This is a genomic window from Rhodothermales bacterium, assembly GCA_041391505.1.
In the GTDB taxonomy this organism is placed as follows: domain Bacteria; phylum Bacteroidota; class Rhodothermia; order Rhodothermales; family JAHQVL01; genus JAWKNW01.
Genome location: JAWKNW010000032.1, coordinates 14,684 through 32,407, shown reverse-complemented (window position 1 = coordinate 32,407; position 17,724 = coordinate 14,684). Strand labels below are relative to the sequence as shown.

The window sequence follows — 17,724 nt, the reverse complement described above, 5'->3', positions numbered from 1 at the left end:
TCGTAAGAGATACTTCTTCCGAAGGGTGGATAAATTGAAGTGGAATCTCTCACAACGTATTTAGCGACTACGTTACCGGACTCATCTACTTCGTCGTACCAGTATGTATCCGTATCTTGGCCTTTTCGTTGTTGCCACTTGGTATCCGTTTGAACAAGATCGTGATTATCGGGAATACCTATTTTATCTTTATATTCTTGACTCATAAAACACTCCTTATTTTTTGACCTCTTCGATCTTGCGGGTAGTAAATGTTGCCGATGTCATTTCTGTTCTGACAGTTTTTCCGCAGTATGGACAAATAACTGGCTCAAGCTCTTTGCCACCGGGAACGCCTCCTCCAATGTTACTGACATAAAAGTCCTTCTCACAATCGGGGTTGTTACATCGCTCCATGTTGATCTCCTTGTGATGCATAACAGTTTGCGGCTCAGCCGCGCGGGGCTGATGCCGTGAGGGTGGAGCGAGGCAAGGTAGACGCCGAAGCCCGGACGAACTGAGAGCCCTGGAGCCCCACGTCTGCCTGCAGACGTGGGTTATGCATCATTTGAGGATGCCTCATCCTCTTCCTCTTGCTCAATTTGCTTCTGGGTAGCTACAAACATCTCGTTGGTGGCTTTGGCCAGGTCCATCAACTCCTGCGACACGGCGAGAAAGTCTATATCGCCTACGTAAGTAAGAATCGAAACGGTCGACAGTGCTAGCGAGTTAGCAGTCGCTTGTCCCGGGTCTGCTAGGCCGTAGTTGCTAGGACCAGCAAGCAGCACGGACTCGGAGTCAATGAGGCCTATTTGAGCGCTGAGCGACTTCGGATTGGCATGGACACTGTGCCCCGCCATGCGATAGAAGGGCCGCAGGTGATCGAGTCCAGCTTGCTTCTCAATCCAACTGAAGGATGCGTTCTGCTTTGAGTCATCTCCGAAGAGGGCGCGCTGTGCCCATCCGTAGTCGCTATCGGCAAAGGGTTTGCCAAACTGATCTTTTAGCCGGCGATACTGACTCTCCATGCTCTCCATCTCTTCCTCGGTGAAAGGCTCGTAGCCAAGCTTGTCGCAGTGTTTTTGGTACTCTCGTGCCGCATCACGAGACTGTACGATGTTGTGCAGAAAGTAGCGTTGAGCCACGTCCTCTCCGTTCTCTTTGATGAAGGAGAGAACAGCTACCGTCTCATGCAACGAGCGCCACCGGGCCATCGCGCCCGAAGAGTGTCCAGACCTGAGCAGCGCGATGACTTCTGACCCGATCAGACAAGACTGAGCGTGGAGCTTGAACAGAGCCCTGCCAAGGTGCCCTTGGTCTCGGTCACTCTCCACGTATCGCAACTTGGCCTCTTGGCCGAGGTCCACGCACCACCACTGAATGAAATCCAGGCGTTCGAGAACGTCATGCCATCTCGCCTGCAAGCGGAGTTCGAAGCCGACACGGTCCGCCCGATGTTGCCTCACTACTGAGGAAGCATTCTGAGCGATCCAGTCTCTCCACTCACGGCGGTTCTCCTCAACAGTCTGCGCCAAAAGAGCCTCGATGTCTTTCTCGGACGGGCTATCCACGTTCAATCTGCCGAGGGGTGATGATGCATAACCACTGATTATCAGGACTCTTTGCCCTGATATGCACCACAAACCTGCCTATCATGGCAAAAAATCATAAACAACCGAGTTGGTCAATCCATTAACAAAGACGCCCATCAAGATAACGCTCGACGTCAGGTAACACAATATTACATCATCGCGCTTGACAGGGTATGCGGGAGGCTCGACACACGTCTGTGAGAAAAAAGCCCTACCCTGATGCCTCGCCTTATCGCGAAAACGCGGCGTTACCTTCGCGTACATCACTACGCGCTTCAGACGGAGCGTGCGTTACTGGACTGGATCAGACGCTGCGGACGCTTTCACGCGATGGAAAAGCCGGAGCACCTTTACCCGGCCGAGCCGAAAAACGCGGCTTAATTACCACAATGGCGGCGGCTGGCAGTATGGACGAACGGGCAAGTGCCCATACATCCATATTCCAGCACTGCGCTTTGGGTCGGGAGGTCTCCCCGCATCCGCGGGGGCGGGGCTTCGGCACGCCCATCGCGAGCGATGGCCGGCTCAGGATAACGGAAAAAATACGCCTTCGCCAACGCCTCCCGGCGCTGTGTAAGGCCGCCCATCACCCATCGACCATCGATTATCAACTATCGCCCATCAACGATCCTCCATCACAACGACTCCACCCCGACGCCTTCCTCCAGCGTATTCGGCGGATGCACGATAACCTGATCCCCCTCGGATAGACCTGATAGCACTTCAGCCGTCAGGCCGGCCTGGTGGCCGATTTCGACCTTCCGCTTGACCGCCGTGCCGCCCTCGTTCACAAACACCGCCCAACCGCCGGCCTCGCGGAACAGCGCACTCGTCGGGGCGAGGAGGACGTCGTCGCTCTCCCAGATCACGAACCGGGCAAGGACCCAGAAGCCGGAGCCGAGGCCGCCAAGCTTGCTCTTCGGCGACGTGATGTCCGCCACCACCGCCACGCGTTTTTCCTCGACGCCGAGCGACGAGACGGTCGTCACGCCCTGCGGCTCGACGCGCGTGACGATGGCCTCCAGCATCCCCTCGCCGCCCCAGCGGTCGAGCTGCACCTTCGTGCCGGGCCGGATGCGGACGGCGTCCTGCGAGAGGACCTCGACGCGGACCTCCAGGCTGTCGACATCCCCGATCTCCATCAGCGCCTCGCCGGGCATCACCTGGCCCTCGCTTTCGCGGTACACGGCCAGGACCTTGCCGGCCGTCGGGGCGCGGAGGGTTTGCCGCACGCCGGCGCCGCTCCCTTCGGTATAGGCCACGACGGCCCGGGCGCTCGCCAGGTCCGCCCGCGCGGCTTCGACGGCCGCCGTCGCGGCATCGCGCTGCGCCGCGGCTTGCATCGCGGCCGAGCGCGCCTGCTCGCGCATCTGCGCCGTGGCCGAGCCGGCCTCGAACAGCCGCTCCGTACGCCCCCGCTCCTCCTCGGCGTTTTCGGCGGCCGCCGTTGTGGCGCGCACCTGTTCCTCGGCCTGGCTGAGCATGGCCTCGGCGGCTTTCACGCGCTGCTGCGCCTCGGCGAGCGTGCGCGGGTCGAGGATCGTCGGGCGGGGCGGTTCGAGGCGGACGAGCTCCTGGCCCTTCGCCACCCAGTCGCCGGCCTCCAGCGCGATCCGGCGCGCGAACGCCATCACGGGCGACGTCACGACGTACCGGTGCTTCACCTGCGTCTCGCCTTCGTCCTCCACCATCACCTGCAGCGGGCCGCGGGCGATGGTTTCGGTTTCCACGAGGACCGGCTTCGGCATAAACCCGTAGGCGACGGCCAGCACCACGAGGATGCCGACGCCGATGAGCATCAAGCGTTTACGAGTCAGACCCGTCATCTATTCTCTCGTTTTGAGGACCCCCACGAGGTCCAGTTTGTTGAGCTTGCGGCGCACGATGACCGCCGAGATGGCCGTCGACGCGAGCACGACGGTGGCCGACAGCGCGAAGGTCTTGTTGTCGAGCACCATCGGAATCTGGTAGAGATCGGTTTGGAGCCCCTGCACGATGCCGGCGGTGATCACCGTTCCGATCAGGAATCCGAGCGGGATGGCCATCAGGGTGAGCACACCGAGCTCGCCGAGCAGGATGTAGGCGATCTCGCCGCGCGTGAACCCGAGGACGCGCAGGCTGGCCAGCTCGCGGTCGCGTTCGGACAGCGCGATGCGGGCGCTGTTGTAGACGACGCCGAACGCGATGACGCCGGCGAAAAAGCTGAGGATGAACGTGAACGTCAGCATGCTCTCGGCCGACGTCTCCATGAACGACGCGACGGCGCGCTCCTGCGCCACGATGCCGATCACCCGGGGCCGGCGCTGCAACAGCTTCGTCAGCACGTCTTCCTGGTCGCGGTCGGTGGTGAGCAGCACGCCGGACAGGGCCTGCCCGCCGCCGGCGAGGCGGTTTACGGCGTCGAGATCCATATAGGCCGCCACGCCCAGGTACTGCCGCGTCAGCCCCACCACCGGCACCTCCCGGATGAGCCGGCGCCCCTCCTGCACCTCCACCACCACCACGTCGCCCGGCGACACATGCAGGATTTCGGCGAGCCGCTCGGTGAGCACCATGCCCTGTTCGGGGATGGCGACGGGATGCAGCTCGGTGTCGATGATCCGCCGGAGATAGGCATCCTGCGGGATGCCCTGAACGGCGGTGTCGTACGTCCAGTGCCGGTGCCGCAGCTTGACGGGTGCCGCCCGGAACGGCTCGGCGGCGATGACCCCGGGCAGGGATTCGAGTTCGTAGAGCGACTTCGTAGAGGTCGGCTCGGCGAAGGTGATCGTGAGATCGTCGCGCTGGGCGATGCCGTACTGGACGCGGATGATGTAGTCGAACGCGCCGCTCATGAACAGCCCCATGATGAGGATGGCGCACGAGCTGGCGATGCCGAGCACGGTGAGGAACGCCTTCATCGGCTGCCGGCCGAGGTTGCGCAGGATCATGCGCGTGGGCTGATCGAGGTAGGGTTGCAGGCCGATGCGCTCGACGAGCGTCGGTTTGTAGGATGCCGGCGGCGCGGGCCGCATCGCCTCGGCCGGCGGAAGCTGCACCGCCCGCCGCACCGCGCGAAAGACGCCCAGGAACGTGGCCCCCATCGTCAGCGCCACCGCCGAGATGACCACCGACGGCGTCAGGTAATAGTCGAGGTACGGGAAGCGGTAGAACTCGAGGTACAGGTTGCCCATCCCGCGCCCGAGGCGGAGCCCCGCCAGCGTCCCGACGATCGCCCCGGCGACAGCCACGACGAAGACCAGCTTGAGGTAGTGCCAGCCGACGTCCCCGTTGCTGTAGCCGAACGCCTTGAGCACCGCGATCTGCTCCCGTTGCGTGCCGATGAGGCGGGTGACGACGATGTTGAGCAGAAACGCGGCCACCGCGAGGAAGATGACGGGCAGCATCGTCGCCATCGTGCGGAGCTGCCGGAATTCCTCGGTGATGTAGAAGTGCGACGGCTGCTCCATGCGGCCGACTGCCCCGACGCCGCCATAGGTCTCCAGGATCTCGTCGAGCCGGTCGAGGACCCGCTTCTCGTCGGCGCCCGGCGCGAGGGTGAAGGCGACGTCGTTGAACGCACCGCCCATGTCGTACGCGGCGGAGAGCGCCTCGTGGCCCATCCAGAGGACGCCGAACCGCTGAGGGTCCGGGAAGAGCGAGCCGGGCTGTACCTGCATCAGGTATTCGGGCGACAGCGCGATGCCGACGATCCGGAGCGCCTTCCGCCGGCCGTTGATGACGGCGGTGATCCGGTCGCCCGGCCGCAGCCCGTGCGCCTCGGCGAAGACCTCATTGGCGAGCACCTCGTCCTCGCGTCCCAGCTCCACGAGCCGGCCCTCGCGGATGTAGAGCCGGTTGAGCGCCGGCTGACGCCCCTCGGGGATGGACACGAGCAGGCCCGACACCGGCTCGTCGAACCCGTCGATCTCGAGGTTGACGCCGGCGGTCACGCGCGTCATCACCTGCCCCACGCCCTCGACGCCGCGCAGCGTTTCGTACAGCGTCTCCGGCGCGCGGCGCACCGACGCGAAGAGGTCGGCGAAGCGGTATTCGGAGTAGTAGCTGGTCAGCGTGCGCTGGAGCGTCTGCATGGTGGCCGTCATGGTGACGAACGTCGTCACCCCGCTCACGATCACCACGGCGATCGCCAGCGCCTGTCCGCGCATGCCCCAGAGGTCGCGCAACATTTTTCGGTCGATCGCGCGCATGCTACCAGGTCAGCTCGCTGGGAGCCTTCTTGTGTTCGTTGTGATGGATCTCCGTGATCAGCCCGTCGCTCAGGTGGATCACCCGCTCGGCCATTTCGGACTGGGCGACGTTGTGCGTGATGATGACCGTCGTCGTCCCGATCTCGCGGTTGACGCGGTCGAGCGCGTCGAGCACCATCACGCCGGTCTTGGAGTCGAGCGCCCCCGTCGGCTCGTCGCACAGCAGCACCGCCGGCTGTTTGGCGATCGCCCGCGCGATGGCCACCCGCTGCTGCTGCCCACCGGATAGCTGCGCCGGGAAGTGATCCATCCGATCCCCCAGCCCGACGAGTTCGAGCGCGTCTTCGGGCTTCATGGGGTCGGTCGAGATTTCGGTGACGATGGCGACGTTCTCGCGGGCCGTGAGGCTCGGGATCAGGTTGTAGAACTGGAAGACGAAGCCGACATGGTGCCGGCGGTAATCCGTCAACTGCTTCTCGGTCGCCCGGGTGAGGTCCTGGCCCTTGTAGAGCACCGTCCCCTCCGTGGCAGTGTCGAGCCCGCCGAGGATGTTGAGCAGCGTCGATTTGCCGCTCCCGGACGCGCCGAGCAGCACGACGAGTTCGCCGCTGTAGAAGTCGAGGTCCACCCCGCGAAGCGCCTGGACCTGCACTTCGCCCATATCGTAGACCTTCGTGAGGCCGCGGGTACTGAATACGACGTTGGCTTCCATGGCGTCAGCGGACCTCCCCGAGCGTGTATGCCAGCGCCGCGCGGGCGATCATCTGGCCGGCCATCGCCTGGGCCGCGCGCGACTGTGCCAGCCGCAGCGCCTCCTCCACCTCCAGCATCGTGCTCGTGAGCGCAACGCCTTCCTGGTGTTGCTGCTGGACGACCCGGTAGGCCTCCTCCGCCTCGCGCACATTTTGTTGGATGACCTCAAACGACGCCTCGGCGCGCTGGACATCCAGGTACCGGCTGGTGATGGCCACCGCCACCTCATCCCGTGCGTATGCCAGCCGAGCCTCGGCGCCCTGGAGGCGGGCGCGGGCCTCCTGCGTGCCGGCCTCGCGCTGCCCGCCGTTCCACAGGTTCCAGCGGACGGCCACGCCGGCCTCCCAGTTGCCGCGGAAGGCATCCTGGTCCAGGAAGAAATACTGGTTCGGGCGGGAGTAGGCGTAACGGCCGGTCGCCACGATCTCGGGCAGCCAGCCCCCCTGCGAGGCTTTCACCTGCGCGCCGAGCGCGGCCACCTGTTCGGATAACGCGTCGATCTGGGGATGCCGTGCGCCGGCCTGCGTGAGGAACGTATCGAGCGGGGTGGTCATCGGCAGCGGTATTTCCGGCCCCCAGAGCGTCACGTCGGCATCCAGCGGCGCCCCGATCAGCCGGTTCAGTTCGAGGCGGGCGACACGCACCGCGTTATCCCGCTGGATCTGTTCGAGCTGGACTTCGGAGCGGCGGGTCTGGGCAGTCAAGACGTCGCTTTCGAGCGCCGAGCCGGCATCGCGGCGGTTTTGCACATCGGATACATACGCTTCGACCCGGGCCAGCGAAGCCGCCACCGCCTGTTGGAGGCCCAGCGCTTCATAAAGCTGCCAGTAGGCTTGTTTGATCTGGAAGGCGACATCCGCCTCCTGCCATTCGGCGTCGAGCGCGGCCGCCTCGGCCTGATGCGACGCGGCGCGGATCTGGTTGTGGATCCGCAGCCCGGTAAAGAGCGGCTGCTCGATGCCGACTTCCGAGTAGTACCGATCCAGCACCACCGGAGCCAGGGTCACCTCGATGTCGGTCCCGGGCTGGGTGAAGGTGATGGCGGGGATGTTGTTGCTGAGGCGGGTATAGCTCCCCTGGGCGGTGACGGAGGGCCGGCGGGCGGCGCGGGCCTGGCGGAAGAGGGCATCCGCCTCGTCGGCGCCGGCCTCGGCGGCGCGGATCATCGCGTTGCGCTGGAGCCCGAGCTGCACGGCCTCCTCGGCGGTGAGGGAGCGGAGGTCCTGGCCGGCGGCGGGATGAATCAGAAGGAAGAGCAGCGCAATCACCCCGGTCCATGCGCCAATCGAAAATCGCTGGGCGGGCCGGGTCAATGCAGGAGGTGCCTGGTACCGGAACCGTTCACAAACCATTGAGAAGTTCTCTTCACTCCCAAGCAAGGTGTTGTTCTGCGCCATGTTGTCGCGATTCTCAGGGTTTGTCTTCCTCGCGAAAGCGGGGATCCATGCAAATCTGACTGAATGGCCTGGATTGCTTCGCAAGTCTGGGTGGCAAACCACCCTTCGTTTCCCAATCGAGTTGGGAGCCTGCCCCCGACGAGATCGGAGGATGACAATACGGATGTGTTTACAATACCCCACCAGTTTCGCAATCATGCGTAATCGTGTATCGTGAACGAGATGCGGGCTACACAACCCATATGGGTCCAGCGTACGATCCGATCTTGCGGATGGCCTTGCGGTATACGGAGTGCCCCTTGCGGAAGACGGAGTATTTGCTCGCTGGATCAGCTATCCTGATATCCAGGATCCAGGATTCCCCAAAAAACCAGCCTCCAGTGACCGATGACCCATGACCCACCCGAAGGGTGTCATGACCGTGCCCGAAGGGTGTCATGACCGCGCCCGAAAGGCGCAAATGACCATTCACCAATGACCGATGCCCCCAAGATACGCATCCGCTTAGAAACACATGGCCGCATCGCTGGAATCCCTGGACGCATCCCTCCGTATCACTCCGACGTCCGCCGTAACCAACCGAGATGTTCATGGCACGAGAGACCCGCAAGCTTTCAGAGGTGATCCCCTGCGATCCCGGCCTCATCGAGGGAGAGATCGAAGTGGACGGTAGACTGTTTGTCCACACGACGCGGACGACTTCCGCCGGCGACGTGACGCAGTCGGACTATACGATCGAGTCCGACTTCGGCGAGGCGGCCTACACGTCGCTCACCCGCTCCTCGTATTCGGTCGACTGGGGCTCCTATGCCTTCCGCGACGGGCTCGCGTACCGCGCCCGTATCGACAGGCCGGTGATCCAACTGCATTACCAGCTCGACGGCGGCGCGCACGTCGACCCCGGCCCGATCGGCAAGCCGTTCGACGTCCAGGCCGGCGACTGCAACCTCGTTTACATGCCGCCCTTCTCCGGTTCGATGGGGCTTTCGCAGGACGCGCGGGGAGAGGTGTTCGGAATCATGTTCGGCGCCGACTATTTCGCGGAGCTCGCCGTCCGCTACCCCGATCTTCTCGGTGCCTGTCACGACCGGATGGTCCGCAACGAGCCCTTTTGGCTCACCGACCGCCCGCTGCGCATGACGCTCCGGATGACGCAGGTGATCAAACAGATCAAAACGCTGTCGCAGGAGCGGGCAACCGGCTCCCTGTTTCTCGAAGCGATGATCCTCGAACTCCTCGCGCTCCAGTTCGACCAGCGCGCCACGCCGGCGGATACGGCGCCGACGCTTTCGCCGGCCGACACCGATCGGATGCACGCCGCGCGCACCCTCCTGCTGAGCCGGCTCGCCGATCCGCCCAGCCTCGCCGAACTTTCCCGGGCCGTGGGCACCAACGAATTCAAACTGAAACAGGGTTTCAGGACGCTCTTCGGCACCAGCCCGTATGCCTTCCTGCTCGATCGCCGCATGGAGCTGGCCCGGACCTACCTGATGGACACCGACCTGACCATCGCCGAGATCGCCTTCACGGTCGGGTATTCGGATCCGGCGCATCTCACCCATGCCTTCCGCAAGCACTCCGGAATGCGCCCGAGCGATCTGCGCAAGACGCTATCGTGACGCCAGCGCGGCGGCGATCTGGTCGAGATGACCCCGGTTGTGGGCCGCCACCTTGTCGAATTCCTGCTTCAGCGTGCGCACGCCGGCCTCGCTGTGCACGAACTCCCTGCCGCCGTTCGCCGCGTAGTGGAGGCGGGCATAGTGGATGACGCCGGCCCGGGTCGCGGCATACAGATCGCGCGACAGCGCCAGCGGCCGGCTCGCGTAGTCGAGCCCCGTGGCCCACGCATCCTGGTCGAATGCCCAGATGACCTGCCGCGGCTCGCTGATGACCCGCCGGATGCGGTCGAACAGCACGGTTTCGGCATCGGAGAGGTGATGAAGGAGCTGCCGGATGGTCCATTTGCCGGGGGCGTAGGACAGGTCGAGCCGGCTGTCCTCGAGATCGAAATAGCCGAGCGTCTCGGCGCGGGTCTGTTCGAGGAGGTCGAGGATGGGCATGCGTGTGGGGATGCGGGATGCGGGATGCGGGATGCGGGATGCGGGATGCGGGAAAATAGGCATGCCGGCCCTGTTGCGGCGCGGCTTCACCGAAAGGTCACGCACCGGCCGGGGTGCCCATGCCACTACAAAAAATGTCATATCGACCGGATTCGCCGCATCTGCGGCGATGGAGCGGAGAGACCTCCTGACGAAACTCACCTTAAAATGGCAATGTCATTCGACCATCCCACGCACGTGGCGATAAACGGAGAGACCTCCTGACGGATTACTCACCTGAAAATGGCAATGTCATCTCGACCGAATTCGCCACGCACGTGGCGATAAAGCGGAGGGACCTCCTGACGAATGACTCACCTTAAAATGGCAATGTCATCTCGACCGAATTCGCCACGCACGTGGCGATAAAGCGGAGAGACCTCCTGACGGATTGCTCACCTGAAAATGGCAATGTCATCTCGACCGGATTCGCCGCATCTGCGGCGATGGAGCGGAGAGACCTCCTGACGGATGACTCACCTGAAAATGGCAATGTCATCTCGACCGAATTCGCCACGCACGTGGCGATAAAGCGGAGAGACCTCCTGACGGATTGCTCACGGTCAGGAGGTCCCCCCGCTTTCGCGGGGGTCCGGTCGGGATGACACTGCTTTAAAGCAGGTTTTGAGCGCTCAGAACGCCGCGACGCCGACGGCGCTCGCCGGCAGGCCGCTCATCGTGGCGCCGGAGATCGGCGTGAGGGCGCCGGTCTGGGCGTCGATGGCGAAGCCGGTCAGGGTGTCGGTGCCTTTGCTGTGGACGTACATGAAGGCGTTGCCCGCGATGGCCAGGTCGACCGGCCGGCTGCCGGCGCCGGTATGCCCCGTCTCGCCACTGGCATCCAGCAGCGACAGGGACCCGTCCTGCGCGACGGCGTAGCCGGTCACGGTGCTGCTACCGGTGTTGGTGACGTAGGCGAACTTGCCGTTCGCGGTGGTTTCGGCCCAGCAGGCGGCGGTTTCGGTCGTCGGGATGACGGCGCTGATCGCTTCCAGCGCGCCGTTGGCGTGGATGCGGTACGAGGAGGCCGCGCTGGCATCGGTGCCGCCGCCGAAGGCTTCGGATACGATGAGCACGTCGTCGGGTGTGAAGGCGAATCCGAACGGCGTCTGGCCGCTGGAGGTCTGGGTGTTCGGCTGGCCGGCGACGCCGCTGCCGTCTACCACGTACGTCGTGATCGTGTTCGTGGGTTTATCGGTGACAACCAGAAAGCGGCCGTCGGGGCTGAACCCGATCTGGGGCAGATCGGTCTGGCCGGCGCCCAGCGGGCGCGTCACGAGATGCTCGAGCGTGCCGCCCACCATCCGGAAGCCGGCGATGTTGCCCGGCTCGGCGCCGCCCACGTTCAGGACATACACCAGGTCGCCCCGCGTCGTCACGCTCACCGGCCGTTCGCCGCCCGAGGGCACCGTGCCGCGCAGGTCGAGGTTGCGGCCGTTGCGACGGAAGATCGCGACGTCGTTGCTGCCGGCGTTGACGGCGTACAGGTACATCGCGTCGTCGCTGAGGATGAGCGGGTTCGAGGTGCCGTTGAGTCCGTCGCCCGAGCCGAGGCCGTTCGTCGGGAAGGAGCGCCCGGCGACGAGCCGGCCGTCGGCGGCGCGTCCGTAGGCGATGACGGCGTTGCCGGCCGCGTCGTTGGTCATGGTATAGACGACGCCGGCGGCTCGGCGCGCATCGGTCTGCCGGCTCGCTTCGGCTTCGAGGGTGCCGGTTTCGGGGCCGTTGGCGTCGATCGTGTCGCAGCCGGTCTGGATCAGGAGGAACAGGCCCAGGAGGAGGGCCATGCGATTGGTCGTAATCATTGTTTTCTCGGAGTGCGTGAAAGGTTTGCATCATGCCGTTTCAGCATGTGGCAACCAGGATAGCCACGCTCCGAGGCGCGTGAATCACGCGCCGATTACGATCGCTCACAAGAGCATAACATGCGATAACATAAGTATCACGGGGTCACTCGCCGGCTTCGCCAAACCATACCACGGCGTAGTCCCCATCCATCCCCGCCCCGATCCCGCGCCACGTAAGATCGGCCCAGCAGCACATCGTAGGTCGGGTTTCGCCGGGCAAACCCCTCCACACCCAATGCCACGTCGTCCCGGCGTAACCCGACACCTCGCACCCGATGCCACGTCATCCCGGTGTAACCCGTCACCGCCAAATCCGATACCGCGTCCTGGAGTCACCTCCAATCAAAACCCTTTGGGTCTTGTAGACCCGAAGGGTTTGGTCGCACGATTTACCGCACCGCCGGCTTGAGCAGCAGGTCCTGGAAGTCGTAGCTGAAGTCCGTCGCCGGCGAGACGGCCTGCATCTTCGCCTGGTCGATCGAGCCGTCCGGATTGAGCGCGAAGGTGATGAACGCGTCGGCGCGCAGTTCGCGGTCGTACCAGCGGACGATGAACGTGTCGTACTGCCAGTGCTCCATCGACCCGACGAGCGACGGGGTGCGGCCGAAGCGCAGCTCCAGCGATCCATCCGCCTTTTGCTCGACGAGGATATCGCCATACCACGCGTCAGTGTAGGTCCCCACGTAGGCGCGTTGCGGGAGGGACGGGCCGGCGTCCGCGTTGCGCTCGGCGGCGATGGAGGCCTCAGCGTCGGCGATGCGCGCGAGGCTCTGCCGTTCATACTTCGCGAGCGCGCCGAGCCAGTCGGTACCGTCGGCACCGAGATAGTGGTCCAGCACGTGATACGTCATCGCCGAAAACGCGCGTCCCGATTCCTGGTTGGTGAAGACCGCCACGCCGAGCTTGAGGTCGGGGATCATGGTCACTTTGGAGACATACCCCGGCAGACCGCCCGTGTGCGTCACCACCTTGTGGCCCCGGTAGTCGTGAATATCGAACCCGAGCGCGTAGCCGGAGAACTGGCGCTGAAGCGGTCTGAGGTCGGCCGGTGCGGTGCCGATCGGCGTCGGCGTCACGGGGGTCCACAACTCGCGGGTCGTCGAGCGGGCGAACAACCGTCCATCAGCGACGCGGCCCGAGTCCAGCTGCGTGATCATCCACTTCGCGATGTCGCGCGCGCTGGCATTGATGCCGCCGGCAGGATTCGTGTTGTCGCTGAGGAACGGCGCGATCGGTCGGACTACGCCGTCGACGCGGGCGTGGGTCGAGGCCACGTTGCCGCCGGTCTCGCCGGCATCGGAGTGGCGCGTGTTGCTGTCGCCCATGCCGACGCGGTCGAGGATGCGCGACTGGACGAAGTCCTCCCACGACATCCCGCTGAGCGTTTCGATGACCTCGCCGGCGACGAGGTACAGCACGTTGTCGTACGCGTAGGCGCTGCGGAAGCTGGTGACGAGCGGCAGGTAGCGCAGCCGCTCGGCCACGTCGCGCCGGTTATAGGTGGAGGCCGGCCACCACATGAGGTCGCCGGCGCCGAGGCCCAGGCCGCTGCGGTGCACGAGCAGGTCGCGGATGGTCAGCTCGCGGGTGACGTACGGATCGCTCATCTGGAACCAGGGCAGGTAGTCGATCACCCGGTCGTCCCAGGCCAGCTTGCCTTCCTCGACGAGCAGCCCGAGCGCCGTGGCGGTGAAGGCCTTGGTGTTGGAGGCGATGCCGAAGAGCGTCCGCTCGTCCACCTTCGCCGGCTTGCGGAGTTCACGGACGCCATAGCCCTTTGTGAGGACCACCTGCCCATCCTTGACGATGGCGAGCGCGATGCCAGGCACCTCGAAGGCGGCGAGCACGTCGGTGGTATACCGGTCGATGTCCGGCGGCGCGGCCGTCTGGCCGGCGGCGGAGAGGGTGGGCAGGACGAGGAGCAGAACGAGGAGGAGTCGATACATGGCGGCGATGGATGGTGGACGGTGCCGAAAGATACGCACCCCCGGGGTCCGGAGCAGCAGGCGATGCCATCCATCGAAGCGAGACCCCAATAAGGCGCTCCATAACGCGACAGGGCTCTCCATCACGCATCCTGGCCCCCATGCTTTAGCGTGGGGGCCGAAAACACAAGCTCATCTGCTTGCAACTACCCGCGGGCCATGACGCATGGCCTCGACTCGTTCGACCTCTTGATACGCCTCATCGTCGTGGCCCCCACGCTGAAGCATGGGGGCTGGGGGGATTGATGCGCCGGCGACTCGTGCGTCCATGTGCCGCACACAACCCACCAATGCCCCATCACGCGACATGGCCCCCATGCTTCAGCGTGGGGGCCGAAAACACAAGCTCATCCGCTGCAACTGCCCGCGAACCACTACGCATGGCCTCTAATCGTTCGACCTCTTGATACGCCTCATCGTGGTGGCCCCCACGCTGAAGCATGGGGGCTGGGGGGCATGGGGACTGGGGCATTGACGCGTCGGCTCCTGCATCGCGTGCAAAAAAGGCAGATTCCCGTCGTACCTTCTTCTCTAACCTCTCCTTGCTCGTGATCGCCATGCATCGCCACGCCGCCCTTCTGCTGCTCACCGCACTCCTCACGCCGGCCCTCGCCGCGGCGCAACCCGCGGCGGACACCACCTATTTCCCCCTCTCCGTAGGCAACCGGTGGACCTACTTCACGCTGCAGGAACGCTTCATGGCCCCGCCGGATACGGTGTGGAACACGGCGTCGACCGTCTCCGGCACGACCACCGTCAACGATACGCTGTACTTCGAGATCGTCGCCCCCGAACTGCGCGCCGGTCTGGTGCGGTCCGACAGCCTGGGGCGGATCTGGGGACGCATCGCCAACCGCGACGTACTGCTGTTCGACTTCACCCTGCCGGATGGGACCGTCACCGCGTTCATCCATCCGGAAGACCCGGAGCATCCCTACGACGTCCGCATCGACCGCGACGTGAGCCTGAACATCGCGGCCGGCCGGTTCACCGATGGCATCCGCATCACCTTCGACATCCCGGAGGCCGTCGACGATGCGTACAGCTATGTGTTCGCGCCGGGCATCGGCATCGTCTTCACCGTCGGCGGCATGGGGGAATTTGCGGAGTTGTATGAGGCCACGTTCGACGGACGCGTCGTTACCGGCGCCGAAAGGCACGCCTCCGCGACCCAGTCGGTATACGCCTATCCCAACCCCTTCCGCGCGTCAACGACCCTCGTCGCGCCGGCGCCTTCCGCCTTCGCCGAGGTGTTCGACGCCCTCGGCCGGCGTGTGGCTGTGTTCGCTCCCGACTCCTGCAGCGATGCGTTGTGCCAGTACCGGTGGGACGGCGCCGGCGTCAGTCAGGGTGCCTTTTTCATCCGGTTCGACGGGCTCCCGCGCGCACTCCAGGTCGTGCGCATCACCCCGTGATCCAGCTTTAGCGCCGGCCGTTCCGGACCGATACCCTTCATGCTAGGGGTCCGCATGGCGCGCGCCTCCTCATCGGCTCGCAAGCCTGCCGTACGGCCTATCTCGGCGGCTCTGGGAGCGTCGTTCTGACCTGACCATGAAGCATCACGTCACGCTCGGCCTCCTGGCCGCGCTCATTTTCATTGCCGGATGTGGCACTTCCGAGAAACAAGACGTTCGCCGCGTCGGCATCGTCAACGGCATCCCGATCCTGTCGATCCTCGAAGCCAGTTTCAAGGCGCGGATGACCGAACACGGGTATGTGGAAGGGCAAACCATCGACTATATAGCGCGCGGTGCCTTTGACGGACGCGAACAGGAAATCCAGGTCGTCTCCGACCTCATGCGGGAAGACCTCGACCTGCTGGTATCGATGCCGACCGAAGTATCCCTCATCGCCCGGGAAAAAACCCGAGAGATGGGGATCCCGCTCGTCTTCTCCAACGCCTTCGTCGAGGGGACGGGGCTGATCGAGAGCATCCGCGCGCCGGGGAAGGGCATTACCGGCGTGCGGTTCCCCGGGCCCGACCTCGTGCTGCTGCGGCTCGAAACCCTCCTGAAAATACGTCCGGACGTGCGGCGAGTGATCGTTCCGTATCTGGATGGATACCCGATCGTGGCGGCGCAGCTGGACGCCCTGCGTCCGGCGGCGTCCCGCGCCGGCGTGGCGCTGATCGAGATGCCCGTGCCGGACGGCCCGGCCGTACAGCCGGCGCTCGACGCCCTGCTGGCTTCAGCGTCGCCGGATGTAGACGCCATCTTACTTATCACGGACCCCATCTCGGTAGACCCGGATGCCATCGCGGCACTCGAGGCCTTCGCGACAACCTGCCGCATCCCGTTTGCCGGCATCTTTCCGGATGCCACCCCGCACACCCTGTTTTCCCTCATGATCGACCTCGACCAGATGGGGCGGCTGACGGCGGACCTCGCCCATCGGATCCTACAGGGCGAGCCGGCAGGCAGCTTACCGGTTCTTTCGGCCGACGCCGTGCTCGGCGTCAACCTTCAGGCTGCCGCCCTGCTCGGCATCACGGTGCCCGAAAGTGTCCTCAGCCATGCCGATACGATCATCCACTAATGGCGCTCGGATCGGGCCTGCCGTATCGTCGAGCGAGCCCGCAACAAATCCGGTCAAACGCCTTCATCCCATAAACCCCATGACGTCGGCCATGATGGGGATTCCCATCCCATTAAATATGCTCGGCCGGGCCGATGTCCTCGTCCACTGAGCCAGACGACGCGATGCGACGACGAATTCCGTTCCACCCTCTGTTTCTGTTGAGTGCCGCCGTACTGGCACTCTCGGGCGCCATCGGATGCAACAGGCAGGACGGCGTCCACCGCGTGGGGATCATCATCGGGCTGCCGTTTTTCGAAGACGCTATGGTCGGTTTTGAGGAGCGGATGGGCGAGTTGGGGTACGCCGGCGGCTCCGCCATCGAATACATCTACAAGACGCCCTACAGGGACGGAGAGGAAGACCAGCAGGCCGTTCAGGATCTGGTCGACGCGGAGGTCGACCTCATCGTCGCGGTGCCCACCGAGGTATCGATCGTGGCGAAACGGATGGCCAACGAGCACGGCATACCGGTCGTGTTCACCAACGCCGTCGTCGAGGGCACCGATCTGATCGAGTCAATCCGTGCCCCGGGCGCGCTGATAACGGGCGTCCGGTATCCTGGACCCGACCTGGCCTTGCTTCGCTTCGAGCGCATGCAGGCCATCGTCCCTGCAGCCCGTCGCGTCCTCGTCCCCTATGCGGAATCGTACCCCATCGCGGGGCCCCAGCTGGAGGTATTGCGCCCCGCGGCCGCAAAGGCCGGAATCACGCTGATCGAGATGCCGCTGCAGGATGTGGACGATCTGGCCGGCCGCCTGGAGGCGCTCATCGCCGATCCGGACGTTCGTGTCGACGCCATCCTGGCGCTCGCCGACCCGATCGTCGCCGATCCGTCCGGGACCACGCTGCTGGACCGGTTCGCCAGGGAGCGTCACATCCCCCTCTGCGGCATCCTGGCCTCGGGAGGCACGAACGGCATCTTCGACGTCATGATCCAAAATGCCGACGCCGGTCGGCGGGTGGCAGACATCGTCGACAAGATCCTTCAGGGCGAGCCCCCCCTGAACATCCCGGTCGTTTCGGCCGAGACCTTCTTCTACATCGACCTCGGGGCCGTCGACGCCCTCGGCCTCACCGTGCCGGAAGGCGTCCTCGCCCAGGCAGACAGGATCACCCGCTAGGTATTGCCGGCGCATCCGTGGGCGTGCCGGGTCTCGCGCGATCTGTCACCCCCTTATTTAAGCGCAGTGCCGGCCGATACCCTCTGCGGTGCAGGCCGTCGTTTTTCCGTCATGCAGGGCGGGCATGCGAACGCGACCTATCTGTGCAGCACTCCCGGCCTTTAACGGCCTTCTAAAGAACCGC

13 protein-coding genes are annotated in these 17,724 nt (G+C 64.4%); 4 read left to right on the top strand and 9 right to left on the bottom strand.

Annotated features, from left to right (window positions below):
- Positions 1-216: 216 nt before the first annotated feature.
- The 6 genes from R2834_21620 to R2834_21595 all read right to left on the bottom strand — a co-directional run bounded on the left by R2834_21620 (position 217) and on the right by R2834_21595 (position 7,827).
- Complete coding sequence (locus R2834_21620) at positions 217-417, bottom strand: hypothetical protein (protein ID MEZ4702947.1); 201 nt, start codon at positions 415-417, stop codon at positions 217-219.
- Positions 418-536: 119 nt separating this feature from the next.
- Positions 537-1,550: a DUF5677 domain-containing protein gene (locus R2834_21615; GenBank protein MEZ4702946.1), complete on the bottom strand. Its 1,014-nt coding sequence runs from the start codon at positions 1,548-1,550 to the stop codon at positions 537-539.
- Positions 1,551-2,206: 656 nt separating this feature from the next.
- Entirely contained in the window at positions 2,207-3,397 is a 1,191-nt protein-coding gene (locus tag R2834_21610) for an HlyD family efflux transporter periplasmic adaptor subunit (GenBank protein ID MEZ4702945.1), read from the bottom strand.
- The gene (locus tag R2834_21605; protein ID MEZ4702944.1) at positions 3,398-5,761 is read right to left on the bottom strand and encodes an FtsX-like permease family protein; all 2,364 of its coding nucleotides are present in this window, start codon (positions 5,759-5,761) and stop codon (positions 3,398-3,400) included.
- A gap of 1 nt (position 5,762) precedes the next feature.
- The gene (locus tag R2834_21600) at positions 5,763-6,473 is read right to left on the bottom strand and encodes an ABC transporter ATP-binding protein (GenBank protein MEZ4702943.1); all 711 of its coding nucleotides are present in this window, start codon (positions 6,471-6,473) and stop codon (positions 5,763-5,765) included.
- Between the two features lie 4 nt (positions 6,474-6,477).
- Positions 6,478-7,827, bottom strand: coding sequence for a TolC family protein (locus R2834_21595; protein ID MEZ4702942.1), 1,350 nt, complete (start codon positions 7,825-7,827; stop codon positions 6,478-6,480).
- A 674-nt stretch (positions 7,828-8,501) separates the two neighbouring features.
- Here R2834_21595 and R2834_21590 point away from each other — a divergent pair.
- Positions 8,502-9,530: an AraC family transcriptional regulator gene (locus tag R2834_21590; protein ID MEZ4702941.1), complete on the top strand. Its 1,029-nt coding sequence runs from the start codon at positions 8,502-8,504 to the stop codon at positions 9,528-9,530.
- On the opposite strand, the gene R2834_21585 is transcribed toward R2834_21590, so the two are convergent.
- The 3 genes from R2834_21585 to R2834_21575 form a co-directional block, all read right to left on the bottom strand.
- Positions 9,522-9,971 carry a DinB family protein gene (locus R2834_21585; protein ID MEZ4702940.1) on the bottom strand — a complete coding sequence of 150 codons (450 nt, stop codon included), beginning with the start codon at positions 9,969-9,971 and terminating at the stop codon, positions 9,522-9,524. The two genes, R2834_21590 and R2834_21585, sit on opposite strands and share 9 nt — an antisense overlap.
- Before the next feature lie 671 nt (positions 9,972-10,642).
- Positions 10,643-11,797 carry a beta-propeller fold lactonase family protein gene (locus R2834_21580; GenBank protein ID MEZ4702939.1) on the bottom strand — a complete coding sequence of 385 codons (1,155 nt, stop codon included), beginning with the start codon at positions 11,795-11,797 and terminating at the stop codon, positions 10,643-10,645.
- Between the two features lie 449 nt (positions 11,798-12,246).
- A complete protein-coding gene (locus R2834_21575) occupies positions 12,247-13,803 on the bottom strand; it encodes a serine hydrolase (GenBank protein MEZ4702938.1) in 1,557 nt (518 codons plus the stop codon).
- 596 nt (positions 13,804-14,399) lie between these two features.
- On the opposite strand from R2834_21575, the gene R2834_21570 reads away from it, so the two are divergent.
- The 3 genes from R2834_21570 (at position 14,400) to R2834_21560 (ending at position 17,540) form a co-directional block, all read left to right on the top strand.
- On the top strand, positions 14,400-15,257 hold the full coding sequence (locus R2834_21570; GenBank protein ID MEZ4702937.1) for a hypothetical protein: 858 nt from the start codon (positions 14,400-14,402) through the stop codon (positions 15,255-15,257).
- Positions 15,258-15,393: 136 nt separating this feature from the next.
- Positions 15,394-16,377 carry an ABC transporter substrate binding protein gene (locus R2834_21565; protein MEZ4702936.1) on the top strand — a complete coding sequence of 328 codons (984 nt, stop codon included), beginning with the start codon at positions 15,394-15,396 and terminating at the stop codon, positions 16,375-16,377.
- 164 nt (positions 16,378-16,541) lie between these two features.
- Positions 16,542-17,540 (top strand): ABC transporter substrate-binding protein, encoded by a 999-nt coding sequence (locus R2834_21560; protein MEZ4702935.1) that lies wholly within the window; start codon positions 16,542-16,544, stop codon positions 17,538-17,540.
- The last annotated feature ends 184 nt before the right edge of the window (positions 17,541-17,724 follow it).